Genomic DNA, 24,504 nt, shown 5'->3' with positions numbered 1-24,504 from the left:
AGCGGTCATTCAGGGCTGTCGCCTACGACTCATGTGCAATTCACGTGGCTTGCGGAGTGCCGAGGCAAGGCGCAGGCGATCACGGCGGCCAGCAGCAAGAACAGCATGGAGACCCACAAGCAGGTGCCGATTCCATACGCCTGGTAGAGCCAGCCGGACAGCAGCGTACCCAACAGCCTGCCCAGGGCATTGGACATGTAGTAGAAGCCCACATCCAGCGAGACACCGTCTTCCTTGGCATAGCTGACGATCAGGTAACTGTGCAGCGAGGAGTTCACCGCGAACAGCACGCCGAACAGGATCAACCCGCCCAGCAGAACGACCTTGGCTGACCAGCCCCCCGCAAGGCCAACCGCAATGGCGGCGGGCAGCATCGCCAACAGACCGGCCCATACGAAGGCCGCGCGCCCATCGGGGACGTGGCCGCGTTGCTTGCCGGTGATGGCCGGCGCAAGTGACTGGACAATGCCGTAGCCAATGATCCAGGTGGCAAGGAATCCCCCCACCAGCCAGAAGTCCCAGCCGAACACCGTGCTCAGGTAGACCGGCAGTGCCACGACGAACCAGACATCCCTGGCCCCGAACAGAAACAGGCGCGCTGCCGAGAGGATATTGATCGCCCGGCTTTTCGACAGGATGTCGCGGAACTTCGGCTTGGCCTTGGCCTTGCCCAGATCCTTTTTCAGCATCACGAGACTGCCGAGCCAGATCAGTGCGAGCACCGCCGCCATGGCGACGACCGCACCCTTGAACCCCAACAGGGCGAGCAGGGCGCCCCCGAGGAAGAAACCCACCCCCTTCAGCGCATTCTTCGATCCGGTAAGGATCGCCACCCACCGGTACAGCGTGCCCTGCTGGCTGCCCGGCACGAGGAGTTTGATCGAGCTCTTGGCGCTCATCTTGTTGAGATCCTTGGCGATGCCCGACAACGCCTGCGCGCCCATTACCCAGGGGAGCGTGAGCCAGGCCGCCGGCACGGCCAACATCAGCAACGCGATGACCTGCAGGCCGAGGCCGATGTTCATGGTGCGGTTCAGCCCCAGGCGCGCGCCCAGGTAGCCGCCCACCAGGTTGGTGATGACGCCGAAGATTTCGTAGAACAGGAACAGGGCGGCGATCTGAAGAGGCGTGTAGCCCAGCGTGTGGAAGTGCAGCACCACCAGCATGCGCAGGGCGCCATCGGTGAGGGTGAAGGCCCAGTAGTTGCCGGTGACCAGCAGGTACTGGCGGACTTCCGTGGAGAGGGCTGACAACGCATTCATGATCGCCGTTCGCTCCTGCTCAGCCGGCCAGACCGACCAGGCGGGCCAGCTCGACCGTGCGGTTGGCGTAGCCCCACTCGTTGTCATACCAGGCGTACAGCTTCACCTGGGTGCCATTGACCACCAGGGTCGACAGCGCATCGATGATCGACGAGCGTGGATCGGTGCGGTAGTCGATGGATACCAAGGGGCGCTCCTCATAGCCAAGGATGCCTTTCAGCTCGTTCTCGGCAGCAGCCTTCAGCAGTTGATTGACTTCCTGCGCCGTGGTCGCGCGCTCCACCTCAAACACGCAGTCGGTCAGCGAGGCGTTGGCCAGCGGCACGCGCACGGCGTGGCCATTCAGCCGTCCGCGCAGCTCCGGGAAGATTTCCGCGATGGCCGTGGCCGAGCCCGTCGTGGTGGGGATCAGGCTCATGCCCGAGGCGCGGGCGCGACGCAGGTCCGTGTGCGGCTGGTCGAGGATGCTCTGGGTGTTGGTCAGATCGTGGATGGTGGTGATCGAGCCGTGGCGGATGCCGAGATTCTCGTGGATCACCTTGACCACCGGCGCCAGGCAGTTGGTGGTGCAGGATGCGGCCGTGACGATGCGGTGCTCCGCTGCATTGAACAGGTGGTCATTGACGCCCATGACCACGTTCAGTGCACCAGGCTCCTTGACCGGCGCGCTCACCACCACGCGCTTCACACGCTGGTCCAGGTAGGCCTGGAGCGCGGCAACCGTCTTCATCTTTCCGCTGGCCTCGATCACCAGATCGCACTCCGACCAGTCGGTGTCGGCGATGGCCTTGTTGGAGGTGACCTGGATGCGCTTGCCGCCGATCACCACGAAATCCCCATCGGCACGGGCTTCGTGGTGCCAGCGACCGTGCACCGAGTCGAAGTTCAGCAGGTGGGCGTGGGTCGCCGCGTCGCCTGCCGGGTCATTGATCCGGACAAACTCGAATTCCGCCCAGTCCCAGGCGGCGCGCAGCGCCAGGCGACCGATACGACCGAAACCGTTGATGCCGACTTTGATGCTCATGCGGGTGTTCTCAGGTGTGTGTTGGGGGAGGGGAAATCTCAGGTTGATCGGGCCGCCATCGGCGTAGGCACTCAGCAACAGGCAGCCGCTCGCTCGGGGCGATCACCCATGGCGTCCAGGCGCCGGGTGTCAGCGTTCAACCAGTGTTGGTTGCCGTCCAGCGCGGTGCTCAACACGCTGTGTACCCAGCCTGGTAGGTCGGGGTGAAGGCGGTAGTACACCCATTGGCCCCGGCGTCGATCCTGCAGCAACCCACCGGTGCGCAACTGCGCAAGATGCCGGGAAATCTTCGGCTGACTCTCGTCCAGGGCACAGGTCAGCTCGCACACGCACAGCTCTTCCTCTCGGGTGATGAGCAACATCAGCCGCACGCGGGTTTCGTCGGCCAGGCATTTGAATACGGTGGTGGGGGTCAGTTGATCAGCCATGACGGCCTCTTCGCTTGGGGGCTGCCGGGACGTGTATCGCCACCAGCAGCTGAGACGGGCGCTTCGAACGTTGCCGCGGAGCGAGCGTCTGCTGCGCATATACGGACAGGCGAATATATGGAGTTTCGCATATTTCGCAAGCATCTTGGGCGGAAACGCGGTGGGAGTGGGGGAGAGGGCACTGCTTCGACGGCCTGCTTTCGTCCTGGACAGAGGCTCTAGCGTTTTCCCATGGCGAGCGTCCCGCACCGTTCTCGATGGGCAACTGATTGGAAACGCGGCCGCAAGCGCACCGCTTGCTGTGCTCATGAACACCTGCCGTGGGCGTTGCACTGTTGGGCCGCTTATGTACTCTAGGATTCAAGTAAGCTTTAAGGTCAATCCCTGTTCCGAGGTGCTACATGAGAATTGGAGAGCTGGCGAAGCTCAGCGGCCTGGCGGCTTCCCGCATCCGCTTTTACGAGGCCAGTGGATTGATCAGCTCGGTGGAGCGCAAGGCAAACGGCTATCGCGACTACGGCCCCGAGGCGGTCTGGATTCTGGAGATCATTGCCGGGGCCCAGGCGGCGGGCTTCTCGCTGGAGGAGATCCGCCACCTGCTGCCGGTCGGCCAGAACAATTGGCAGCACGGGGAGCTCCTGGACAGCCTCAAGCGCAAGGTGGCCGAGATCGAGGTTCTGCAGAAGCGCCTGGAGCAGAACAAGGTGCAGCTGTTGGTCGCCATCGAAAGCATCGAGAGCAAGCCGGAAGGCATGCAATGCGTGGAAAACACGCAACGGGTGCTGAACCGCCTCCGCGAGGAAGCCAATGGAGGGAATGGGGCGAGCTGGCTAAACCCCGCTGGGGAAGGTTGAGGCAACGCTCATTCGCGCAAAGCAAGTCAGGCCATGAAAGCCTGACTTGAACGAACCAGCCTCATCGACATGGCTGCCGGTTTTTGCCTCTCCCGAAAAATTACTGGTTGCCCAGGAGGGATTTCAGTGATTCGGGTGCATAGAGCGCGCTCTGGAACTGCGGCACGTATTCATACTTCATCATTTTCCCAAGCTTCAGGGACTTCATGAACGTAGAAAGACTCCCTTCATTCAGCGTGAGGTTGACTGATTCTGCGCTCGTGCTGGAGGCGTGGCTCTGTTGACGCGATACCGCATAGCCGTAGGTCAGCTCTCCGCTATGCCCGACATTGGTAAAGCTATTGGTCACCAGTTCGACTTCATTTGAAGGGTCACTCAGCTTTTCTCCTTCAAAGACAACGTCAACCTTGCCGGTTTCGTGATCGATAATCTCGAAGATGACGGACTTGTCATTGTCCCGGCGATTGATACCGGTCAGCCACTTCGGCAGGTTGTATCCGACCACGCCCCTTACTCTCGCAAGCTCGGTATTGACCGGGAGTTTCAGTACGTACCCCCAGAAATCCTTGGACATCGACTGACCAAGCAGGGAGAGGGGGCCCAGGTTTGACGATCCAGGCTTGTTCGTGACGATGGACAGGGCGATTTCGTTATAGCTGTCGTTGTCGCAGTACTCATACGAGTAAGCGGTCAAGGCGACCAGGCCTCTGCCCGGCCACACCTGAAGGGGTTGGACTTTATCCAGGACCTCAGCAGGCATCAGTTCTCGCAGCTTGTCCAAATCCGCCGTGAAGACCGCGGTAATTCGACTGTTCTTGTAGTAGAAGTTGGGCGAGTAGGATTCGAATCCGATGTCGACCTTGGTCTTCTTGAGACCCTTGAACCAGCTCAGGTCAACGCCAGGGGCTTCGGATTCTATGGTGGAAAGAGGCGGGTTGGAGCGGAAGCGGTCATACAGACCACCCGCGACCACCGGGACTTCATGGCCGGCAATATCGATCATCGTATTGCCAGGTCCTTTGACTTCGGCTGAGTCTTCCGCCCATGCGAACGCCGCAACGGAATTCATGAGTGCTCCCGCTATTACCGCCAAACTGCCGATTTTCATTTTCCAAAGTCTCCGCAAAGTGCGTCATTGCCAATGTTCGCGTCCAGGGAAGTCGCCTTGTCAGATTGGAATTCGGTCATCGGAACCTGCTCCTTCATGGTCCCTGACCCGGCCTTGAGCCAACCTCCATCTGCCAGGGCACGCCCTGTTGAGTCCGCCATCAGCACCCTAACGTTTAACTTAACTTTAAGGTCAAGCATTTCAGTGCAAGACTTTTGGACTGCATTGCGTATTCGTGGCTGGTTAGGGGAGGAGGGGCCCGACGCAGAACGGCGTGGGCACGCGACGACATGGCGCCCACGGCAGACCTGCACAGCGCCTGAATTGGCGTCAAATGCGAAGACGTGGGCGTGCAATGCAAAGCAACGATCAGGGGGAGGCCCTAAGGTGGCCGGCCTGGTGGAAGGGCTGTGAAGGGCAAAGGATCGCGATGCGGCACGCAGGTTACCCAGGCGCACACCCAAAAAGAGACCGAGAGTACACATGAACAGCCAGATCACATCGCTGCTTTCAGGGGTCACAGACCCAGCGCAATCGAACACAAGCCTCGATTCGGAATTCGTCCTCACGGGCACCGCGCTGCCGCTTGAGAACGTTCACAATCTGCGCGACCTGGGTGGCCTGCGCAGCCGTGACGGCAGGCGCGTACGCGCAGGTCGCCTGTTTCGCAGCGGCAACCCGGGATTGGCCAGCGTGGCTGACATTGGACTGCTGCGAACCCTTGGCCTTGATGACGTGATTGACTTTCGGTCCCCCGAAGAAAAGTCCCCCGAAGAAGGCGGCTTTGCCGATGCTTTCCATTGGGTGGCGCTGCCCGTGCTGGAAGGCACTATGAGCATGAAGGAGTTGGTGCCGCGTCTGCAGGCGGCTACGCGACAGGAAATGGACGACTTCATGCTGCGGATTTACCGCGACTTTCCGGTCAAGCACCAGGCGGTCTTTGGCCAGTTCATGAAAGCGGCAGAAGCAGGTCGCACGTTGCTGTATCACTGCAGCACGGGCAAGGACAGGACCGGCTTTGCGACCCTGCTGTTGCTGTCGGCATTTGACGTGGCGCCCGACATGATTCTGGCCAATTACCTGGAATCGAATCATTGGAACCAGCGACTCATCCAAGGCCTGCTCACTCGCCTGGCATCGCTCGATATTTCGCCAGAGGTGGCGATGCCGTTGTTGGAAGTGCGGGCCGGCTATCTACAGGCGTCACTGCAGACGATTGAACAGGAGTGGGGCACCACTGCCCGCTTCTTGAGCGAAGCGCTGTCGGTGGATGTGCAGCGCTTGCAGGCTCATTACCTTGAGGAGGTTGATTGAGCCTGTTCAGCCGCCACCCCATGCCGCGGGCAAAATCGCACGTTCAGCGAGGGTAGGGCGCCCCCACCAACCTTGCGGCAGCGCCAACAGGCGGCTGGTTCGTGAAACCGGTGATACCCGCATGCGGCGATTGCCCGTCGTCTGTTGGACTGCAGGTACTTGGGAGGCAGCCGCACCAGCGGCTGCAAGGTGGGGGAACCTAGGTCCGGTTCAGGGGGAGGGTGTCAGCACCGCAGCTGCCAGTTCGTCCAGATCGACGGAGGCGCGATTGAGATAAAACTCCGCACCACCGCTGCCAGCGTTATTACCACTTGCCACCTGCTGCAGTTGCGGACGTACGAATAGATAGCTGGACCTGACCTTCGACAACACATCGGCATGCTCGACATGGCGGGTCAGTAGCGTGTCGAAACGCTGCTCGATCGTCTGGTCGAGCTTCTTCGCCTGCTCTGGCGTCAGCGTCAGGTCGCCCTTGTGCGGCAGCGGGTAGCGACGAACCTGGTAGTCCAGCAACAGCGTGGCCAGGGCCTGGCTTTGCGCCTCCAGGTCGGCGGCGGCCGGATCGGGGCCGGCACTGGCATAAGCAGTGGTGGCCGCCTGCTGCAGCTGTTGCTGATGGCCGAGTAGCTGCTGGATCAGCTTGGGGTAACGCTCGCGCTCGGTCGGAGGCAATTGATCGAGGGTTTCGAAGGCTTCCTTCATGGCGCGCAGCGGCTGCACCAACGCCTCGGGCTGCCCCAGCTGGACCATGTAGGTCTCCATCAAATTGAGGTGCTCGTAGGTCGCGTTCAAGCCTCGTGGGTCGGGTGTGCGTTCGGCCGGATTGAAATAGACCATCGCACTGGCACACATCAATTGGCTGCGACTGAGAATTTCGCTCAACTTCCCGGCGCTTCGTCCATCCCCCCAGACCAGCGGGCAAATCAGGCACAACAGGAACAGCAGCGACTTCTTTTGCATGATCCAACTCCTCAATTCTTGTTGTTATGTCGGGTTACCGCGCAAAACCATGCAGCCCATCCGGCCGGCTCTCCATGCGACCAGCCTTGAGCAACGGGGCATCAAGACGCCTGCGCAGGTGAAAGGCTGGTCAGCTAGCCGGCGGATAGTAGTCGGGACCAAAAAGGGGGACATACTCCAAAAGGAGGACGGATCTGCTTTTCCTACCCCAATCTGTTGCTCACGACCGGGAGCTTGGGGTGGTGGTCATCTCAAGCGGCGCCTCCATCCTGCTCAACAAGAAGGATGTTCTGCCGTGTTTCGACGCGCTCCATCATCGTCCTGGTCGGCTCGACTTCGGCATTCCAATTCGCCGGGGTGGAATATCCAGGATCACGCCTCGCTCAGGGTCGATCAGGTAGCCTATTCACGCCATCGCTTGAGCAGCATCTCGATAAAGAGTTCTGCGGTGCTCGACAAGGGTTCACCATCTCGACGCACCAGGCCGATAGTGCGTTCGATATGAGGGGGAGGTAACTCCCTGGAACAGAGGTTTTCATGTTCGGCATCAGGCATAGCCATCCGCGGCAAAATCGCTACACCAAGGCCGCATTCGACCAGACCCAGCGAGGTGGATAGATGCTGCACTTCGTAAAAGCCGTTGAGGCGGATTCCATGGCCTGAAAGGGCACTGTCCAGCAACATGCGGTTGCCGCTGTCTCGACTCACAGTGATCAGGCGTACGTTCTGGAGATCTTGCCAGTTCACTTCAGACAGCGCTGCCAAAGGATGGTCGCTTCGCATTGCCAGCACGAATGGGTCACGAAGCAGCGGTGTGAAGCTGACGTCAGGATGTTGGGCGCTGATCATGTTGATGCCGAAGTCAGCGTCTCCGCTCACCACGCGCTCCAGACCTTCGTTGGCGCTGACATCAAGTATTCGGATGCGTATGCCCGGGTAGGCCTCGTTGAACACCCGTATCACGCTGGGCAGGAAGTAGAACGCCGCAGTGGGAATGCAGGCGATGGTGACGGTGCCTTTCTGATGGGTCTTGAGCTCACGTATGCCCTGAATTGAGGACTCGTAGTCTTCCAGCATCCGTCGCGCTCGGGGCAGGTACTCCTTGCCTATTTCGGTTAACCACGTACGCCGAGTCGTGCGCTCCAGGAGTTTGGCGCCGAGCGTTTCCTCCAGTTTCTGAAGGCGTCGTGACAGGGCAGGTTGTGACAGGTGAAGGGCTTGCGCAGCCTCCTGGAATGACTGGGATTCAGCTACCCGTACGAAGGCTGCCAGATCCAGGAACTCTATTCTATGCATAGAAATGTCTCTTTCTCTCTGCTGTGCGCATTAATGCTCGAATCCTATCAGTAGAGGATGATTTTTGCATTTGAAGCATTAAATCGCTGCTGACAACCTGTGGCCATCGTTGGAACGGTCATGGGTTAACACAAGATGATGAACAGCATTCCCTGCATGATCATGCGTGGCGGCACTTCAAGAGGCCCTTTCATTCACATGACTGACTTGCCTGAGTCGGAGGAAGCACGCGCTCAGGTACTGCTCGATCTGATGGGCTCCGGCCATCCGCTCCAAGTGGACGGTATCGGTGGCGGTAACTCCCTGACCAGCAAGGTAGCCATCGTTGGGCACTCTAGTCGCCCCGACGCAGATGTGGACTACTTGTTCGCCCAGGTCGACGTGACTGAGCGCCGAGTAGATTTCACGCCCAACTGCGGCAACATGCTCTCGGCCGTTGGCCCATTCGCGATCGAGACTGGCCTTGTGGCTCCCACCTACGGCGAGACGCGAGTGCGAGTGTTCAACATCAACACTCAGCGCATCATTGAGTGTTTCGTACCCACTCCGCGTGGTCGCGTGGAATACGAAGGCGATACCAGTATCAGTGGCGTTCCAGGTTCTGCAGCGGGAATTCGTCTCAGCTTTCTGGACGTCGCTGGTGCCAAGACCGGGGCCCTGCTTCCTACAGGTCATGCTATCGAGCAGATTGAGGGTGTCGACGTCACCTGCCTGGATGCCGCGACCCCGACGGTGATGATTCGTGCAAGCGACCTGGGTGTGGATGGTCACGCCGATCCGGCTGCACTGGATGCCAACAGCGCGATGCTTGAGCGTCTGGAGCGTATTCGCTGTGAAGCGGGCCGCCGCATGGGCATGGGAGATGTCAGCCAGTCGGTGCTGCCAAAACCCATTCTGCTGTCGCCGGCAGTTGGCGAAGACGGAACGCTGTGTGCGCGCTACTTCGTACCGCAGCGCTGCCACAAGGCGCTTGCCGTAACTGGCGCGATCGCTCTTGGCGCCGCAGTGAATGTTCCCGGTAGCGTGGCCCATCGCCTCGCCCTGGAAACCAGTCGCGTAGAAGCTGGCAAACCCCTCGCGTCCATACGTGTCGAGCACCCCTCAGGTCATCTGGACCTGCGAGTCGAGTTGCGTGATGGCAACCCGATGGATATCGCCCGAGTCTCGCTGATCCGTACCGCCCGCAAGATCATGGATGGTCGTCTCTATTACCGCATGCCGGATGCAATCCACTGATTCCAAACGCTGTCCCGCGTCTCGATGCGCCCAGACAACAATCACAAGACGGGTAACAAAAATAATGAAGTCTTCCATCACTCGCTGCTTACATCACAACTGCGCTGCAACCGGTCATCCACGTTCGTCGTGAGGATGCCTGGGGCGCTTGCACGCCCTGGCGATTAGCAGCTTCATGTGCGGCGGCTCGTACGCCCAAATGGAGCTGGAACCCATAATTACAAGAGTCCAACGCCATGCTTTCTCTGCTCGGTTTGTCCATGGTGGTCGTGTTCACTTACCTGATCATGACCAAACGCCTGTCTCCGGTCGTGGCCTTGACCGTAGTACCCATCGTCTTCGCATTGCTCGGCGGCTTCGCGCCCGAGCTCGGCAAGATGATGCTCGACGGCCTGAAGACGGTGGCGCCCTCGGCAGCTCTATTGCTTTTCGCCATCCTGTTTTTCGGCATCATGATCGACTCCGGGCTGTTCGACCCGCTGATTCGCCGCATCTTGCAGACGGTCAACGGCAATCCGGTGAAGATCGCCATGGGCACCGCTGTGCTGTCGCTGCTGGTGGCGCTGGATGGTGACGGCACCACCACCTACATGATCACCGTGGCTGCCATGCTGCCGCTATACAAGCGCATCGGTATGAACCCGCTTATCCTCGCGTGCGTATCCATGCTGTCACTGAGCATCATGAGCGGCATGAGCCCTTGGGGCGGTCCGGCCACTCGTGCTATCGCCGTGCTCGGGCTGGACGCCAGCGACTACTTCATCCCCATGCTACCGACCATGGTGGGCGGCGCCCTCTGGGTGGTGTTCACCGCCTACATTCTCGGGCGCAAAGAGCTGAAGCGGATCGGCAACACCCACCTGAAAACCGGCGGTGACGATTGCTACATCAAGGCCATCCTGGCCGATAACCCGAACAAGCGACCGAAGTTGATCTGGCTCAACCTGCTTCTGGTGATCGCGGTGATGGTGGCGCTGGTGATGGGACTGATGAATGCAGCGGTGCTGTTCATGCTCGGCTTCGTGGTGGCGCTGATGATCAACTACCCGCAGTTGGACCTGCAGAAGGAGCGCATCCTCGCCCACTCGGGCAACGCCATGACCGTGGTGCTGCTGGTGTTCGCCGCCGGGGTATTCGCCGGCATATTCTCCGGCACCAAGATGGTGGACTCCCTGGCCAACTCCCTGGTGGAGATGATCCCATCCTCCTGGGGCAGTTTCTTCCCGCTGGTGGTGGCCATCACCAGCATGCCGCTTACCTTCGTGCTCTCCAACGACGCGTACTACTTCGGCATGGTGCCCATCCTCGCCCAGGCCGCTGCGGCCTATGGCATCGATCCGGTGGAAATCGCACGCGCTTCCATCCTCGGCCAGCCGGTGCACCTGATGAGTCCGCTGGTGGCCTCGACACTCCTGCTGGTGGGCATGGTCGATACTGACATCGGCGACTTCCAGCGCTTCACCTACAAGTGGGCGATCCTCACCTCGCTCGTCATTACCGTGCTGGCCCTGCTGACGGGTGCCATCACGCTGCTCGCCTGAGTTTCCGCGCCCGGCGAAGTCGGGCAAGCCCCCTGAAATCTGGCCACGAGGTGTGTTCCTGCACGCCCGCTGGCCGAGTGCGTCCAGAACAAAAAGGTGACGACACCATGAAAACCAACGCCAAGCCCCTGCCTTCCACCCTGGCGTGCCTAGTCGCCTGCCTGGCACCTGCCGCAGGGGCCGCCGGCTTCATCGAAGACAGCAAAGCCAACCTGCAATTGCGCAACATCTACTTCAACGATGACTTCAAGGACGAGACGGGCATGTCCGCCAAGTCCGCTGCCAACGCACAGTCGAAGAAGGAAGAATGGGCCCAGGGTTTCCTGCTGGATATGCAATCCGGCTTCACCCCAGGCCGCTTCGGTTTCGGTTTGGACGCCCTGGGACTGCTGGGTGTGAAGCTGGATTCCGGCGCCGGCCGGGCCGGTACCGGGCTTTTGCCACTGCACGATGACGGCCGGGCCGCGGACGAATTTTCCAGCCTGGGCCTGACCGCCAAGGCACGCTTCGCCGGTACCACGCTCAAGCACGGCACTCATCAGCCCAAGCTGCCGGTGCTGGTGCGCAACGATGCGCGCTTGTTGCCGCAGACTTTCGAAGGCACCCAGGTCACCAGCGCCGATATAGCCGACCTAAGCCTCACAGGTGGTTACTTCGACGAGTTCCGCATGCGCGACTCCAGTGACAACCACTCGATCACTGCCGATGGATTCGCAGGTGATGACGGTGAGGGCTTCTGGTTCGCCGGTGCCGACTACAAGCCCAGCAAGGCCCTGACCCTGAGTTACTACTCTGGCGAACTGGAAGAGTTCTACCAGCAGCACTTCATCGGCCTGGTCCACAGCCTGCCCCTGGGGCCAGGCAGCCTCACCACCGACCTGCGCTACTTCCACAGCCAGGATGCAGGAGAGGCACGCAATGGCGAGTTGGACAACGACATGTACAGCGGCCTGTTGACCTACACCCTGAAGGGCCATGCCTTAAGCGCAGGCTACCAGCAACTGAATGGCGAAGGCGGGCTGCCATTCGTCAACGGCGCCACGGTCTACAGCTTCAGTAATGCCGGTGTCGGCAAGTTCGTCGAGGAGGACGAGCGCACCTGGATGCTCGGCTATGCCTACGACTTTGCGGCCATCGGAGTGCCTGGACTGACAGCTGGCGTTCGCTATTTCAAAGGCCGGGATGGCACGACCGAACTGCGCGGCAATGAGGTGAACGCCCACGAGTGGGAGCGGGACATTGACTTTGCCTACGTGGTGCAGCAGGGGGCTCTCAAAGGGCTTGGTGCGAAGCTGCGCAACATCGCCTATCGCTCCAGCTACAGCAGGGGCCGCGACAACAATCGCCTGTATTTCACCTACGACATCGCGCTCTGGTAGGTCCTGAATGCGGGCTTACCAGCCCGAAGTGGCGCTTAGAAGAGCGGGCGCCGCGCCCGCGTGCTCACAAGGCGCGCGGGCCCTTATTCCTCAAACCACGCTTTTCCGACCACCCGTCTCGACTACCCGTCGCGCCGGCGGAGGTTCCGGAGCCGGGGGCTTTGCCCCCGGCATTTTTTTATCAATAGCGGAGATACGGATTTATGGAGTGGCTGAGTGAGCCTGTTTTCTGGATGGCACTTATGCAGATTATCGCCATCGACATCCTGTTGGGCGGAGATAACGCAGTGGTCATTGCACTGGCGTGTCGGCATCTTCCGGAGGAACAACGACGCCGAGCCATCGTCGGTGGAGTAGCAGGGGCAATCCTGTTGCGCATCGCGTTGTTGTTCTTTGCCATGCAACTACTGGCCTTGCCGTATCTGAAACTGCTAGGTGCGGCGCTGTTGCTATGGATCGGCGTGAAATTGCTGCTGCCCGAAGATGAACAGGCGCACGAAGTAAAGGCAGGCGCGAGCTTCTTCGCTGCAATCAAAACGATCATCATCGCCGACGCTGTCATGAGTCTGGACAACGTACTTGCCGTGGCTGGGGCTGCCGGCGGCAACCTGGTCCTCGTCAGCCTGGGCGTGCTGATCAGCATCCCGATCATCGTCTGGGGCAGCCAACTGGTGCTTAAGCTGATGGACCACTTCCCGCAGGTTGTGCTGCTGGGGGGCGGCTTGCTGGGCTGGATTGCCGGGGGCATGGCTGTAACCGACATCGCGTTGGTGAACTGGACTCCGAACGAGGCCTGGTCCAAGCACCTGGCTGCAGCCAGTGGCGCTGCCCTGGTGATGGGCACAGGTCTATGGCTGCGCACGCGTGCATCAGCAGTGGTTGATTAGTTGAACGGCTGATTTCCAGGATCTCGGTGCTCGCCAGGTATGTAGTCGGATCCAGGCTGCGGTAGCGTTGGCTTTCCGGCTACTCTCTTGTCCTCTACTCATCGCCGAGGTCCTGTAGCTTCCACACTGTTGCTGGTGGGGATGCTGGATCGCGATATCAGCGACTTCCTGACGTTCACCTGGAAGTGGGCAATCTGACTTCCCTGGTGATGACTCTCCTGGCCCTACCTACTGGCGCCATCAATCCAGATTATTGACGGTGCGTTCATCGAGACAGGCGGATGATCTGTCGCGCTAAGTAGGGGCCGATCAGTACGACGCCAAACAGGCGCATGGTCTGCATAGCCAGCACCAGACCGACATCCGCCTGGGTATCCAGAGCAATGATTGCCATGGAGTCCAGCCCTCCCGGACTGGTGGCGAGATAAACGGAGAGGAAGTCCTTGCTCAGCAGATTCGCAATGAAAAGTGCGGACAGGGCGCAAAGAGCAATCAGAGCAAGTGCGCTGAGGAGCATGGACGGCAGCCGACGGACGACGAAGTCGAAGGTCTCGCGATCGAATCGTAATCCCACGTAGCAACCAAGGGCTCCGTAGGCCAGGCACAACAGCCACTGTGGTAGGTCGATGATGAATACTCCGCCCAATTGCATCGCCGACCCAGCCAGTAGCGGCACGAGCAGAGCACCTGCCGGGAAGCGAGCACCGATCAACACACTGCCGGTCAGAACAAGAATGGTGAGGATGCCATTGGCAGGCACAGTGAAGCCGAGGGGGGCTGTGCCAGTCGGGATTTGGGGGGAAGTAACTTCACTACCGAGGGCGTGGCTGACGACTGCACCTATTAGTACTACGCAGACCACTCGCACGTACTGCATCGTGGCGACCACTCGGGAGTCTGCTCCGTGATCCTCGGCCAGAGCCACCATAGCGGACGCCGCCCCGGGAGACAGGCCCCAGGCCGCGTCGCTACCCGGCAGGTCACCGTAGCGCACGAGGAAAAGCGCGACGAGCAAGCTTATAAGCACCGTTATCGCCGTGGCCAGCAGCATGACGGGCCAATCATGAGCAATGCTGGCAAGCGTTTCGGTGTTTAGCGAATGAGCCACCAGCAAGCCGATGCAACCCTGACCGAGTTTGAATGCGAGCGCTGGTACGCGGATGCGCGCGCCCCGCACGCCAAGTCCAATGGCTACCAGCATGGAGCCGAGGAAGTCAGCCGCTGGCATTCCGATCAGTCGCAGCACTTGACCAGCGATTACCGCAAGAACGAGCAGAAGCAGCCACTGCCGCATGAGGGCAATGGAGTCGAGAGAGGGACGGGTAGGCAAGGTGATTCTCCGTGCGCGCTGTGGGGCCGGGTGTGTCCAACGCGCATCGGCAGTATTCTGGTGCTGATTCATCAAGTCTATTTTCTAATTGTGATAAACCGATAATTCAGAGTTATCGATTATGGATCTGCGAGACCTTGCCTATTTCGAGACCATTGCTGAGCTTGGCCACCTAGGCCGCGCTGCGGAGCGCCTGTGTCGTAGCCAACCTGCCTTGACCAAGAGCATTCAACGCCTGGAGGAATCCCTTGGAGCCAGCTTGTTCCAGCGTGATGGCCGACGCATCAAGCTGACCCCAGCGGGGCATTTGCTCCTGGAGCGAAGCCGTCAGCTACGGCACAGCGTTGATGAGACGCGCCGTGAGGTACGCGACTTCGCCAATGGTTTGGTAGGAAATATTCGACTGGGCTGTGCCGTCTCTATGGCCGAATACCTGCTGCCACAGCTCACAGCGACGCTGCTGAGCCTTGCTCCCAATGTGACATTGACACTTACGGTTGGGATGGACGATGTACTTCGAGAGGGGCTGTTGCAGGGAAATCTGGACCTGGTCATTAGCCCCTTCGTCGATAAGGTAGAGGGGCTGGAAACCCATGCTCTGTTGGAGGATCAAGCTGTGGTTGTGGCGCGCCGCGATCATCCGCTTTTCAGCGGGCCTATCGGCCAGCGCGAGCTGTGCCGTTACCGCTGGGTGCTGCCACCTCTCTCAGCCAGTGCGCGCAAGTGGATTGATAATGCCTTCATCAGCCGGCAACTGCCGGCACCCATGGTACAGGTGGAAAGCACGTCGATTTCCTTGATGCCACGTTTGATTGCCCGTACTGACTTACTCAGTTTCATTGCCCGTGAACACCTGTTAGGTGGAAAGGCGGAGGCCAGTCTGCGGGAAATTCCTCTGGCGGAAACCACCATGACGCGGGTAATCGGGGTGAGCTATCGCTCCGAGGGTTACAAGTCGCCGGCGACGGCAACTCTCCTGGATATTCTACTGACTCATCAGGCCAACCTATTCCTACAGCTTGATCCGTGAGGTCCGGCCAACCGACTCCGGAATAGCAGGCCGACGCGACGGGGCATCAAGCAGGCGTGCTGGCTATTGCTGCGCAATCTGGAATACCTGCGCCAGCACGAGCAACAGGTCTACGTCCGCTCTGGCCGATTGCTGCCGTTCGCGAGCGACCGCTATGGAGCGGTCACGACGGGCAGAGTTCGGCGAGAAGCTGCCATTAAATCCGCCTACGAAAGCAGGGGTAGTCCAGGGGGAGACGAACCGCTGGTCGCGTGGGTCGTTAGTAGCTACGAGGTGTTCGTGGTCAGGCCGACGAGCCCTCAATCACCAACTGATAATCGGGGGAATGAATCAGGAGGTGGTCGTGAAGCTTGAAAAGCGAAGTATCGAGTTTGTCCCTCACGCTGAGCGCTATGGCACACCCAGACGGTTGTTCACTATCTGGTTCAGTTCCAATTTCCAAGTGACTGCTCTGATCGTCGGTACGTTGGGTATCGCCTCAGGATTGAGCTTCGCCTGGACATTGCTCGGCCTGCTGATCGGCAATCTCGTCGGCACCATCTTCATGGCCGCACACTCCGCCCAGGGCCCTCATTTGGGCGTCCCGCAGATGATTCAGAGCCGCGCACAATTCGGTGTCTATGGCGCTGCGATTCCCTTATTGGTGATGGTCACGGCGGCGGTGCTATTCCTGGCCGCCAGTGGCGTCCTGATGCGCGATGCCTTGAAGGCACTGGTGCCCATCAGCGATGACCAGGCCATCGTGGCGGTGGGCATTCTGACCTTCATTATCGGTTTCGTAGGCTATGAGCTGATCCACCGTCTAGGGGCGTGGATGAGCCTGATGTCAACGCTGGTATTTGCCAGCGCGCTGGCTTTGATCCTGCTACACCCCAGCGACGCGATATCGACAACGGCAACAGGCGAGGGCTTTTCGCTGATCGCCTTTAACCTGGTGGTCGCGCAGGCGGCGTCCTGGACATTGGGTTACGGCCCCTACGTGGCGGATTACTCGCGTTACCTTCCGGCTGATGTCAGCACACGCGCCACGTTCTGGACAACTTACTGCGGCTGCGCGCTAGGCTCTTTCGCCATGATGGCCTTGGGCGCTCTAGTGGCCGTTGCGATCCCAGCAGCGCTTGGGCATGACTCTGCAACCGCAATTGCCACGCTGTTCGGCCCGTGGGCACCCTTGGCGTTGGGCGTGATCGCGCTCGGGGTGATCCAGTACAACGTGCTCTGCCTTTACAGCGCCTACATGTCTTCGGTGACGATCTTCGGGGCCTTTGGTGGGCTGCGATACGTCACCGCTTCTGCAAAAGCGTTGGTGATGGCAGCGCTGACCGTAGCCGCAACCCTGATCGCCATCGCCACCCAGTATCGTTTTGACACCTTCTTTGCAGACATTTTGATTGGACAGCTCTATCTGCTGATCCCCTGGAGTGCGATCAACCTGGCCGACTACTACTGGGTGTGTCGCGGTCACTATGAGGTGGGCGAGCTGTACGACCCCGAAGGTCGGTACGGGCGCTTCAATGGACGAACGCTAGCGGTGTACGCCGTCTCTATCATCGGCACGATCCCGTTCATGAAGCTTTCGTTCTACACCGGCTTTGTAGCGGACTGGCTAGGGGCGGACATCAGTTGGGCTGTGGGCTTGGTACTCGCAGGGGCACTCTACTGCATGGTGAACAGCCAGCCCTCAATCAAGCACCGTCAATTCCCATCTCCGGTTCCTGACTGATTCCCTAGCGACATGGGCTATACGGAAATTATGAAGTCGCTAGCAGCTTGCCCATGAGCTGCTTCTGGCCGGAAGCTGCCCCTCAAATACGGCAGCTATCGGCCTGAAGCGGGCAGCAGTGAATGGCTGCAAACGATCCACGCCACAGGTTGAACCGCCCAAGACGCTATTGTCAGCCACGGCCACCGCTCCTGATAGCTTCTTGCCTTGCGAAGGAACATTTCGGGTTGGTGGTTCAACGGGTTAATCCGCAGCACTCCGCGCTCTAGCCGGGTAGGGTGGATGACGCTCTTCTCATCCACCAGACAGAGCCAATCCCGCTCACTCGCCCCAGGTTCCTGCATCCCGAATGGCCGCCACCGGCGTTGATAGTGGTCCGCTTGCCGTGAGTCATGAAGCCGATTTGGACAGCGCAGAGGCCCGTGCCGTCAGTGGGCGCCGCCCTGCAGGTAGTGGCGGACGCGGATTTCCACGCCCGGGGTCTGGAACTGCCGGGCGGCCGCCTCGATCCGCAGTTCGCCACGGGTGACCCGCTGGTGGTGGCGCAGGTGTTCCAGCCAGGACTCGTCGACGAAGCACTCCAGCCACAGGCGCGGGTTCTCGCTGTCTTGCACAAGGGTCCAGGAAATCGCCCCGTTGCGTCGGCGCATGCTGCGCACTTCCGCCATGGCGGCCTGGAAATCCGGCGCCTTGGCGGCGTCGATGTCGTATTCCAGGGTGACCATCACCGGGCCGCGTTCCTGGTCCATGCCTTCGGCGAGGATCGGCGCCGGCCAGTGCAATGAGGGCGCCAGGTCTTCCACCGCGGTTACCGGCAGGCGGAAGCGCAGGGCAGCAAGCAGCCCCAGCAACAGCAGGGCGCTGGCGCCCAGCAGCGCAACGGGAATGGAGGTGCGGCTGGCGACCAGGCCCCAGAGGGTGCCGCCAGCGGCCATGCTGCCGAAGAACACCAGGATGTACACGGCCAGGCCTCGTGCCCGCACCCAGCCGGGCACCGAGGTCTGCGCCGCCACTTGCAGGCTGGACAGCACGGCGATCCAGGCCGCGCCGCTCACCAGCATCACCGGCACCAGCAGGTACAGGTTGCGCAGCAGCGCCAGGGCGACCAGCACCAGGGCATAGAGTGCGCTGGCCAACACCACCAGGCGATTGCTGCCCAGCCGCTCGCGCAGGGGCGGCAGGAGCATGGCGCCGAGCACCGCGCCGACACCGACGCTGCCCAGCAGCAGGCCGAAGTCGGTGGCGCTGCCCCGCAGCTCGCCGCGCACGATCAGCGGCAGCAACGACATGCCGGCGCTGGCGCCGAGGAAGAACGCCGCCGCTCGCACCAGCACCGCCTGCAACGGCCGGGAGCTGCGGCTGTAGCGCCAGCCGGCACGCAGCGCGCCGAAGAGTCGCTCGGCGGGCAGCACGGAAGGGCTGGTCTCGCGCTTCCAGGCCACCAGCACGGCGATCACCGCGAAGAAGGAGACCGCGTTCAGGGCGAAGGTCAGCCAGGGGCCGACCAGGCTCACTACGACCCCGGCGATGGCGGGGCCGACCGCCCGTGCCAGGTTGACGCCGACGCTGGACAGCGCCACCGCCGCCGGCAGTTCGTCCTTGCCCACCAGTTCCGGCGTCGTCGCGCTCCAGGCTGGCATCATCAGCGCGGTGCCGATGCCCATGCACAGGGTGAGTACCAACAGCAGCCAGACCGTGGTCAGCCCGAGCAGGGTGAGCGCCGCCAGCACGGTGGCCACCGCCGCCATCCACAGCTGCACGCCGAGCAGGTAACGGCGCTTGTCGACGATGTCCGCCAGGGCGCCGGCCGGCAGCGCCAGGACGAACATCGGCAGGGAGCCGGCCACCTGGACCAGCGCCACGTTCAGCGGGCTGGCCGAGAGCGAGGTCATCAGCCAGCCGGCGCCCACCTCGTGCATCCAGGTGCCGATGTTGGAGGCGATGCTGGCCAGCCACAGCCAACGGAACAGGACATTGCGCAGTGGGCTCCACGGAGAGGTGGTGGGTGCGGTCATGTCAGAACCATCTTTTGAGTGGGTATTGCAGAATCAGGTATAGACGGTCGATGTCGGCCCCGGCATGGGCATCGTTGGCGCGATGGCTGACGTGGGACAGAAAGAGGGAGTGATCGTTCGCCGGGGCGGAGGCAAACGCTGACGGCTATTGCCTGATGTGCTCCGCCAGGAAGTCGATCAGCGTTCTCACTGACGGCAGCAAGCCCCGGCGGGACGGGAACACGGCGTGGACAATACCGCTGCGGGGCACCCACTGCGGAATGATGTCCACCAGCCTCCCCTGATCCAGGTCCTGATCGACCACCATCAGCGGTAGCTGCACGATGCCCACACCGCGCAATGCGGCCTGACGCAACGCGGTCATGTCGTCGGTGATGTAGCGGGGCGTGTGTCGTACTTCGGCATTCGCGCCGTTCGGGCCTTCCAGGTGCCACATATGATCCCGTGGCGGCCCCCAGTCCAGGCTGGGCAGCTTGCTGAGATCGGCCGGCACCAGCGGCAGGTCAAGGTCTCTCAGGAAGTCCGGACTCGCCACCAGGCGTTGCGGGCTTGCCGCCAGGGTGCGCATCACCAGGCCACTGTCTTCCAGCGGCGGAAAACGCACGCGCAATGCCAGATCCAGTCCTTCGCCGATGACATCGACCCGTCGGTTGGTCGCGTCCAGATGCACCTGGACCTTCTGGTTCTCGGCCATGAATTGGCTGACCAGGTCGCCGATCCGATAGTGGAGCAGGGCCGTGGGGCAACTCATCCTGACAACGCCCTGAGGCTCGGCACGGTTACGTTCGATCACCTGACGTGCCGCCTCGGCCTCCACCAGCATCGCCACGCAGTGCCGGTAATATTCCTGGCCCGTTTCGGTCACGGAGAAATGCCGGGTGGAGCGCTGTAGCAGGCGTACGCCCAGGCGCTCTTCCAGCGTGGAGATCCGCCGGCTGAGCTTGGACTTGGGAGTGTTCAAGGCACGACCGGCCGGTGCAAAGCCGCCGTGTTCGACTACCTGGGCGAAGTAGTAGAGGTCGTTGAGGTCGTCCACGATCGTTCACCAAATAGAACTGTGCAGGCAATTTAGCAGCTCAAGTGGCGCTGGCGTTGCAATCCTGTGGTTACCGATTTCTGTGGCCTTGTTCCTCAGCAGTCCAGCGGGTTGCGTTTTTCAGGGTCGATGCCGAACGTGGCGATGGCCTGGGCCACGACCTTGGGTTCGATTTCGCCGCGATCGGCCAGGGCTTCCAGGGTCGCCAGGACCACCCAGTAACGGTCCACTTCGAAGAAATGGCGCAGTTTCTTGCGGGAGTCGCTGCGGCCGAAGCCGTCGGTGCCGAGGACCTTGTATTCCTTGCTCGGTACCCACTGGCGGATCTGGTCAGCGAACAGCTTCATGTAGTCGGTGGAAGCCACGACCGGGCCCTTGCGGCCGGCCAGGCACTGCTCGACGTAGGTCTGCTGCGGCTTCTGCTCCGGGTGCAGGCGGTTGTGACGCTCGACGGCCAGGCCGTTGCGACGCAGTTCGTTGAAGCTGGTGACGCTCCAGACGTCGGCGCCGACGTTGAACTCATCGCGGAGGATCTTCGCCGCTTCGCGGACTTCGCGCAGGATGGTGCCCGAGCCCAGCAGCTGCACGTGGTGCGCGGCGTCTTTCTTGTCTTCTTCCAGCAGGTACATGCCCTTGATGATGCCTTCCTCGACGCCCTCCGGCAGCGCGGGCTGCTGGTAGGCCTCGTTCATCACGGTGATGTAGTAGAAGACGTGCTGCTGTTCTTCGATCATCTGGCGAATGCCTTCGCGGATGATCACCGCCAGCTCGTAGCCGTAGGTGGGGTCGTAACTGCGGCAGTTCGGGATCACTGAGGCCAGGATATGGCTGTGGCCATCCTCGTGCTGCAGGCCTTCGCCATTGAGGGTGGTCCGGCCGGAGGTGCCGCCGACCAGGAAGCCGCGGGCGCGGCTGTCACCGGCCGCCCAGGCCAGGTCGCCCACGCGTTGCAGGCCGAACATCGAATAGAAGATGTAGAACGGCAGCATCGGCTGGTTGTGGTTGCTGTAGGAGGTCCCGGCCGCGATGAACGAGGACATGGCGCCTGCCTCGTTGATGCCTTCTTCGAGGATCTGGCCCTTCTTGTCCTCGCGGTAGAACATCACCTGGTCCTTGTCGACAGGCTCGTAGAGCTGGCCGACGGAGGAGTAGATGCCCAGCTGGCGGAACATGCCTTCCATACCGAAGGTGCGGGCTTCGTCCGGGATGATGGGGACGATGCGCTGGCCGAGCTCCTTGTCCTTGACCAGCTGCGAGAGGATGCGCACGAAAGCCATGGTGGTGGAGATCTCGCGATCACCGCTGCCATCAAGGATGGCTTTCAGGCTGTCCAGCGGCGGGGTTGGGATGCTGAAACTGTTGGCGCGGCGCTTTGGCATGAAACCGCCCAGTGCGGCGCGGCGGGCCTGCATGTACTTGAACTCGGGGCTGTCCTCGGCGAAGCGCACGAAGGGCAGTTGTTCCAGGTCGGCGTCGTTGACCGGGATGTCGAAGCGGTCGCGGAACAGCTTCAGGCTTTCGATATCGACCTTCTTGACGTTGTGCGCGATGTTCTTCGCTTCGCCCGCGCCAGTGCCATAACCCTTCACCGTCTTGGCCAGGACGACGGTGGGCTGGCCTTTGTGGTTGACCGCCTGGTGGTAGGCCGCATAGAGCTTGTAGGGGTCGTGGCCACCACGGTTGAGCCGCCAGATCTCATCGTCGGACAGGTCCTTGACCATCTCCTTGAGTTCCGGGGTGTTGAAGAAGCTTTCGCGGACGTAGGCGCCGTCTTTCGCCTTGTAGTTCTGGTACTCGCCGTCGACCACTTCGTCCATGCGGCGCTGCAGGGCGCCATTGGTGTCCTTGGCGAACAGCGGGTCCCAGAAGCGGCCCCAGACCACCTTGTTGACGTTCCACTGGGCGCCACGGAAGACGCCTTCCAGTTCCTGGATGATCTTGCCGTTGCCGCGAACCGGGCCGTCGAGGCGCTGCAGGTTGCAGTTGATGACGAAGATCAGGTTATCCAGCTTCTCACGGCCTGCCAGGGAAATGGCACCCAGCGCCTCGGGCTCATCACACTCCCCGTCACCGAGGAAGCACCAGACCCGCTGCTTGCCGGCGGGGATGAAGCCGCGGCTTTCCAGGTACTTCATGAAGCGGGCCTGGTAGATCGCCTGGATCGGACCGAGGCCCATGGAAACGGTGGGGAACTGCCAGAAGTCCGGCATCAGCCAGGGGTGCGGGTAGGAGGACAGGCCCTTGCCGTCCACTTCCTGGCGGAAGTCATTCAACTGCGCTTCGCTGATGCGGCCTTCGAGGAAGGCGCGGGCGTAGATGCCGGGGGCGATTGGCCCCTGGATGAAGATCAGGTCGCCGCCATGCTCGTCGGTGGGAGCCTGGAAGAAATAGTTGAAACCAACATCGTAAAGGGTGGCCGAGGAGGCGAAGGTCGAGATGTGGCCGCCCAGGTCCGGATCCAGCCGGTTGGCACGCATCACCATGGCCACCGCGTTCCAGCGGATCAGCGAGCGGATGCGGCGTTCCATGAACAGGTCGCCGGTCATGCGCGCTTCGTGGGTCACCGGAATGGTGTTGCGGTACGGCGTGGTGATGGCGTACGGGAGTTGGGTGCCGCTGCGGGTGGCCAGTTCACCCAGCCGCGTCAGCAGGTAGTGCGCGCGGTCTTCGCCTTCCTTGTCGAGTACGGACTCCAGGGAATCCAGCCATTCCTGGGTTTCGACGGGATCGAAGTCTTGCATGACGAGCTCCACAGGTTTGGCCCCACTGACGCAGGGCTGATGTCATCGTCTGTGCCCGAATCGGGTCGAGCACCCTTACGCCGGCGACTGAAGGACTCCGTTTTTACCACCGATGTGGGCGGGTTCAGTGTTCAGCAAATAGAACTCTGAGGGCGAATCAATGGGGCTACCGAGGCCATCGTTGCGGAGATAACGTTTCTGCCATTGGCTTCAGGAGGTCGGCGATGAAGAAGATCCTCGGCGTATACACCAGTCCTCGGCCCCATTGGGTGGGTGACGGGTTCCCGGTTCGCACGCTGTTTTCCTACGACAGTATGGGCAAGCATGTGAGTCCCTTCCTGCTGCTCGACTTTGCCGGGCCCCAAGATTTCCCGGCTACCTCCCAGCGCCGGGGTGTAGGTCAGCATCCGCACCGCGGCTTCGAGACGGTGACCATCGTCTACCAGGGTGAATTGGCGCACCGCGATTCCACCGGTGCCGGCGGGCTGATCGGCCCCGGCGACGTGCAGTGGATGACGGCGGCCTCGGGCATCCTCCACGAAGAATTCCATTCCGAGTCCTTTGCCCGCAGCGGCGGCACGCTGGAAATGGTCCAGCTCTGGGTGAACCTGCCGGCCCGAGACAAGATGTCGGCACCGCGCTATCAGACCATCCTCGACCAATCAATTCCGGCTATTTCCCTTGCAGGCGGCGCCGGGACACTGCGGGTGATTGCCGGGGAATTCCAGGGTCGCCGAGGGCCGGCACAGACCTTCACGCCGATCGATGTCTGGGACCTGCGGCTCAAGCGCGAAAAGCCGGTGCAGTTGCCGCTGATCGAGGGGCGCACCTCTGTCCTGGCGGTGCTGCGCGGCACGGTGCAGGTGAATGGTTACCAAGTGGTACGCGAGGCGCAGACAGTGCTTTTTGATCGGGCTGGCGACGAGGTTCTGCTGGAGGCCAACGATGAGGCCCTGGTGCTGGTGCTCTCCGGCGATCCCATCGATGAACCCATCATTGGCTACGGTCCTTTCGTGATGAACAGCGAAGCCGAGATACGCCAGGCAGTCGAAGATTTCCAGGCCGGCCGCTTCGGCCAGATGAGCGACTGACGGTCAGATTTCAGGCCGGGTCTTTGCCTAGTCTGAATAGTCCCCACTGTGGATTTGTGGGCCCGCGGTTCGACCGCCATGGCCAGGATGGCGTGTTCCCGAAAAAGAGGAGAGGACTATGAGCAGATTTGCCCAAGTCGCCAATTTCAACGGCAAGACTCCCATTAGTGACCGCGATGATGCAGCGATGCTGCTGATCGAGAGCGACAGGAAGGCCCGGTAGATCGCCAGGGACAACGACGTACCGGA

At 61.2% G+C, this 24,504-nt stretch carries 19 protein-coding genes and 2 pseudogenes; 10 read left to right on the top strand and 11 right to left on the bottom strand.

From position 1 onward, the window contains the following. Window positions 1-29: 29 nt before the first annotated feature. The 3 genes from arsJ to TQ98_RS15085 all read right to left on the bottom strand — a co-directional run bounded on the left by arsJ (window position 30) and on the right by TQ98_RS15085 (window position 2,714). Complete coding sequence (gene arsJ, locus TQ98_RS15095) at window positions 30-1,262, bottom strand: organoarsenical effux MFS transporter ArsJ (RefSeq protein WP_044874432.1); 1,233 nt, start codon at window positions 1,260-1,262, stop codon at window positions 30-32. A gap of 19 nt (window positions 1,263-1,281) precedes the next feature. Next, window positions 1,282-2,286 carry an ArsJ-associated glyceraldehyde-3-phosphate dehydrogenase gene (locus tag TQ98_RS15090; protein WP_044874433.1) on the bottom strand — a complete coding sequence of 335 codons (1,005 nt, stop codon included), beginning with the start codon at window positions 2,284-2,286 and terminating at the stop codon, window positions 1,282-1,284. Between the two features lie 71 nt (window positions 2,287-2,357). Then, the gene (locus TQ98_RS15085; protein ID WP_044874434.1) at window positions 2,358-2,714 is read right to left on the bottom strand and encodes a metalloregulator ArsR/SmtB family transcription factor; all 357 of its coding nucleotides are present in this window, start codon (window positions 2,712-2,714) and stop codon (window positions 2,358-2,360) included. Window positions 2,715-3,115: 401 nt separating this feature from the next. On the opposite strand from TQ98_RS15085, the gene TQ98_RS15080 reads away from it, so the two are divergent. Next, the gene (locus TQ98_RS15080) at window positions 3,116-3,568 is read left to right on the top strand and encodes a MerR family transcriptional regulator (protein WP_044874435.1); all 453 of its coding nucleotides are present in this window, start codon (window positions 3,116-3,118) and stop codon (window positions 3,566-3,568) included. A 100-nt stretch (window positions 3,569-3,668) separates the two neighbouring features. Here TQ98_RS15080 and TQ98_RS15075 read toward each other — a convergent pair whose 3' ends face one another. Beyond that, complete coding sequence (locus tag TQ98_RS15075; RefSeq protein WP_044874436.1) at window positions 3,669-4,676, bottom strand: hypothetical protein; 1,008 nt, start codon at window positions 4,674-4,676, stop codon at window positions 3,669-3,671. Between the two features lie 483 nt (window positions 4,677-5,159). On the opposite strand from TQ98_RS15075, the gene TQ98_RS15065 reads away from it, so the two are divergent. Beyond that, a complete protein-coding gene (locus TQ98_RS15065) occupies window positions 5,160-5,990 on the top strand; it encodes a tyrosine-protein phosphatase (protein ID WP_082073286.1) in 831 nt (276 codons plus the stop codon). Between the two features lie 210 nt (window positions 5,991-6,200). Here TQ98_RS15065 and TQ98_RS15060 read toward each other — a convergent pair whose 3' ends face one another. Both TQ98_RS15060 and TQ98_RS15055 read right to left on the bottom strand, forming a co-directional pair. Further along, on the bottom strand, window positions 6,201-6,950 hold the full coding sequence (locus tag TQ98_RS15060; RefSeq protein WP_044874438.1) for a hypothetical protein: 750 nt from the start codon (window positions 6,948-6,950) through the stop codon (window positions 6,201-6,203). Between the two features lie 402 nt (window positions 6,951-7,352). Continuing rightward, a complete protein-coding gene (locus TQ98_RS15055; RefSeq protein ID WP_044874439.1) occupies window positions 7,353-8,246 on the bottom strand; it encodes a LysR family transcriptional regulator in 894 nt (297 codons plus the stop codon). Window positions 8,247-8,384: 138 nt separating this feature from the next. Here TQ98_RS15055 and TQ98_RS15050 point away from each other — a divergent pair, with 138 nt between their 5' ends. The 5 genes and pseudogenes from TQ98_RS15050 to TQ98_RS15030 all read left to right on the top strand — a co-directional run. Continuing rightward, the gene (locus TQ98_RS15050; protein ID WP_197708615.1) at window positions 8,385-9,482 is read left to right on the top strand and encodes a 4-oxalomesaconate tautomerase; all 1,098 of its coding nucleotides are present in this window, start codon (window positions 8,385-8,387) and stop codon (window positions 9,480-9,482) included. A 236-nt stretch (window positions 9,483-9,718) separates the two neighbouring features. Further along, a complete protein-coding gene (locus TQ98_RS15045) occupies window positions 9,719-11,023 on the top strand; it encodes a citrate:proton symporter (protein WP_044874441.1) in 1,305 nt (434 codons plus the stop codon). A gap of 107 nt (window positions 11,024-11,130) precedes the next feature. Continuing rightward, window positions 11,131-12,402, top strand: coding sequence for an OprD family porin (locus TQ98_RS15040; RefSeq protein WP_044874442.1), 1,272 nt, complete (start codon window positions 11,131-11,133; stop codon window positions 12,400-12,402). Between the two features lie 203 nt (window positions 12,403-12,605). Continuing rightward, the gene (locus tag TQ98_RS15035; RefSeq protein WP_044874443.1) at window positions 12,606-13,289 is read left to right on the top strand and encodes a TerC family protein; all 684 of its coding nucleotides are present in this window, start codon (window positions 12,606-12,608) and stop codon (window positions 13,287-13,289) included. 111 nt (window positions 13,290-13,400) lie between these two features. Continuing rightward, a pseudogene (locus TQ98_RS15030) lies at window positions 13,401-13,546 on the top strand (damage-inducible protein CinA); the annotation flags it as partial. An 8-nt stretch (window positions 13,547-13,554) separates the two neighbouring features. Here the strand turns inward: TQ98_RS15030 and TQ98_RS15025 are convergent. Further along, window positions 13,555-14,625, bottom strand: coding sequence for an AbrB family transcriptional regulator (locus tag TQ98_RS15025; protein ID WP_044874709.1), 1,071 nt, complete (start codon window positions 14,623-14,625; stop codon window positions 13,555-13,557). Between the two features lie 115 nt (window positions 14,626-14,740). Here TQ98_RS15025 and TQ98_RS15020 point away from each other — a divergent pair, with 115 nt between their 5' ends. Both TQ98_RS15020 and TQ98_RS15015 read left to right on the top strand, forming a co-directional pair. Then, window positions 14,741-15,649, top strand: coding sequence for a LysR family transcriptional regulator (locus tag TQ98_RS15020; protein WP_044874444.1), 909 nt, complete (start codon window positions 14,741-14,743; stop codon window positions 15,647-15,649). 343 nt (window positions 15,650-15,992) lie between these two features. After that, window positions 15,993-17,372 (top strand): cytosine permease, encoded by a 1,380-nt coding sequence (locus TQ98_RS15015; protein WP_103103150.1) that lies wholly within the window; start codon window positions 15,993-15,995, stop codon window positions 17,370-17,372. Between the two features lie 428 nt (window positions 17,373-17,800). Here TQ98_RS15015 and TQ98_RS15005 read toward each other — a convergent pair whose 3' ends face one another. The 4 genes and pseudogenes from TQ98_RS15005 to aceE all read right to left on the bottom strand — a co-directional run bounded on the left by TQ98_RS15005 (window position 17,801) and on the right by aceE (window position 23,164). Then, the gene (locus TQ98_RS15005; RefSeq protein ID WP_044874445.1) at window positions 17,801-19,387 is read right to left on the bottom strand and encodes an MFS transporter; all 1,587 of its coding nucleotides are present in this window, start codon (window positions 19,385-19,387) and stop codon (window positions 17,801-17,803) included. 1 nt (window position 19,388) lies between these two features. Then, a pseudogene (locus TQ98_RS28135) lies at window positions 19,389-19,517 on the bottom strand (porin); the annotation flags it as partial. 15 nt (window positions 19,518-19,532) lie between these two features. Continuing rightward, the gene (locus TQ98_RS14995; RefSeq protein ID WP_197708614.1) at window positions 19,533-20,426 is read right to left on the bottom strand and encodes a LysR family transcriptional regulator; all 894 of its coding nucleotides are present in this window, start codon (window positions 20,424-20,426) and stop codon (window positions 19,533-19,535) included. A gap of 92 nt (window positions 20,427-20,518) precedes the next feature. Beyond that, on the bottom strand, window positions 20,519-23,164 hold the full coding sequence (aceE, locus tag TQ98_RS14990; protein ID WP_103102974.1) for a pyruvate dehydrogenase (acetyl-transferring), homodimeric type: 2,646 nt from the start codon (window positions 23,162-23,164) through the stop codon (window positions 20,519-20,521). A 224-nt stretch (window positions 23,165-23,388) separates the two neighbouring features. Here aceE and TQ98_RS14985 point away from each other — a divergent pair, with 224 nt between their 5' ends. Next, on the top strand, window positions 23,389-24,255 hold the full coding sequence (locus TQ98_RS14985) for a pirin family protein (RefSeq protein WP_044874448.1): 867 nt from the start codon (window positions 23,389-23,391) through the stop codon (window positions 24,253-24,255). Window positions 24,256-24,504 lie beyond the last annotated feature (249 nt).

Origin of the sequence: Pseudomonas sp. LFM046 (genome assembly GCF_000949385.2) — a bacterium.
In the GTDB taxonomy this organism is placed as follows: Bacteria; Pseudomonadota; Gammaproteobacteria; order Pseudomonadales; family Pseudomonadaceae; genus Metapseudomonas.
This window is presented reverse-complemented; position numbering and strand designations above follow the sequence as displayed.

Excerpts from the sequence above, each read along its gene's own strand:
- arsJ (WP_044874432.1), bottom strand. The coding sequence starts at position 1,262 with ATGAATGCGTTGTCAGCCCTCTCCACGGAAGTCCGCCAGTACCTGCTG.
- TQ98_RS15090 (WP_044874433.1), bottom strand. The coding sequence starts at position 2,286 with ATGAGCATCAAAGTCGGCATCAACGGTTTCGGTCGTATCGGTCGCCTG.
- TQ98_RS15085 (WP_044874434.1), bottom strand. The coding sequence starts at position 2,714 with ATGGCTGATCAACTGACCCCCACCACCGTATTCAAATGCCTGGCCGAC.
- TQ98_RS15080 (WP_044874435.1), top strand. The coding sequence starts at position 3,116 with ATGAGAATTGGAGAGCTGGCGAAGCTCAGCGGCCTGGCGGCTTCCCGC.
- TQ98_RS15075 (WP_044874436.1), bottom strand. The coding sequence starts at position 4,676 with ATGAAAATCGGCAGTTTGGCGGTAATAGCGGGAGCACTCATGAATTCC.
- TQ98_RS15065 (WP_082073286.1), top strand. The coding sequence starts at position 5,160 with ATGAACAGCCAGATCACATCGCTGCTTTCAGGGGTCACAGACCCAGCG.
- TQ98_RS15060 (WP_044874438.1), bottom strand. The coding sequence starts at position 6,950 with ATGCAAAAGAAGTCGCTGCTGTTCCTGTTGTGCCTGATTTGCCCGCTG.
- TQ98_RS15055 (WP_044874439.1), bottom strand. The coding sequence starts at position 8,246 with ATGCATAGAATAGAGTTCCTGGATCTGGCAGCCTTCGTACGGGTAGCT.
- TQ98_RS15050 (WP_197708615.1), top strand. The coding sequence starts at position 8,385 with ATGAACAGCATTCCCTGCATGATCATGCGTGGCGGCACTTCAAGAGGC.
- TQ98_RS15045 (WP_044874441.1), top strand. The coding sequence starts at position 9,719 with ATGCTTTCTCTGCTCGGTTTGTCCATGGTGGTCGTGTTCACTTACCTG.
- TQ98_RS15040 (WP_044874442.1), top strand. The coding sequence starts at position 11,131 with ATGAAAACCAACGCCAAGCCCCTGCCTTCCACCCTGGCGTGCCTAGTC.
- TQ98_RS15035 (WP_044874443.1), top strand. The coding sequence starts at position 12,606 with ATGGAGTGGCTGAGTGAGCCTGTTTTCTGGATGGCACTTATGCAGATT.
- TQ98_RS15020 (WP_044874444.1), top strand. The coding sequence starts at position 14,741 with ATGGATCTGCGAGACCTTGCCTATTTCGAGACCATTGCTGAGCTTGGC.
- TQ98_RS15005 (WP_044874445.1), bottom strand. The coding sequence starts at position 19,387 with ATGACCGCACCCACCACCTCTCCGTGGAGCCCACTGCGCAATGTCCTG.
- aceE (WP_103102974.1), bottom strand. The coding sequence starts at position 23,164 with ATGCAAGACTTCGATCCCGTCGAAACCCAGGAATGGCTGGATTCCCTG.
- TQ98_RS14985 (WP_044874448.1), top strand. The coding sequence starts at position 23,389 with ATGAAGAAGATCCTCGGCGTATACACCAGTCCTCGGCCCCATTGGGTG.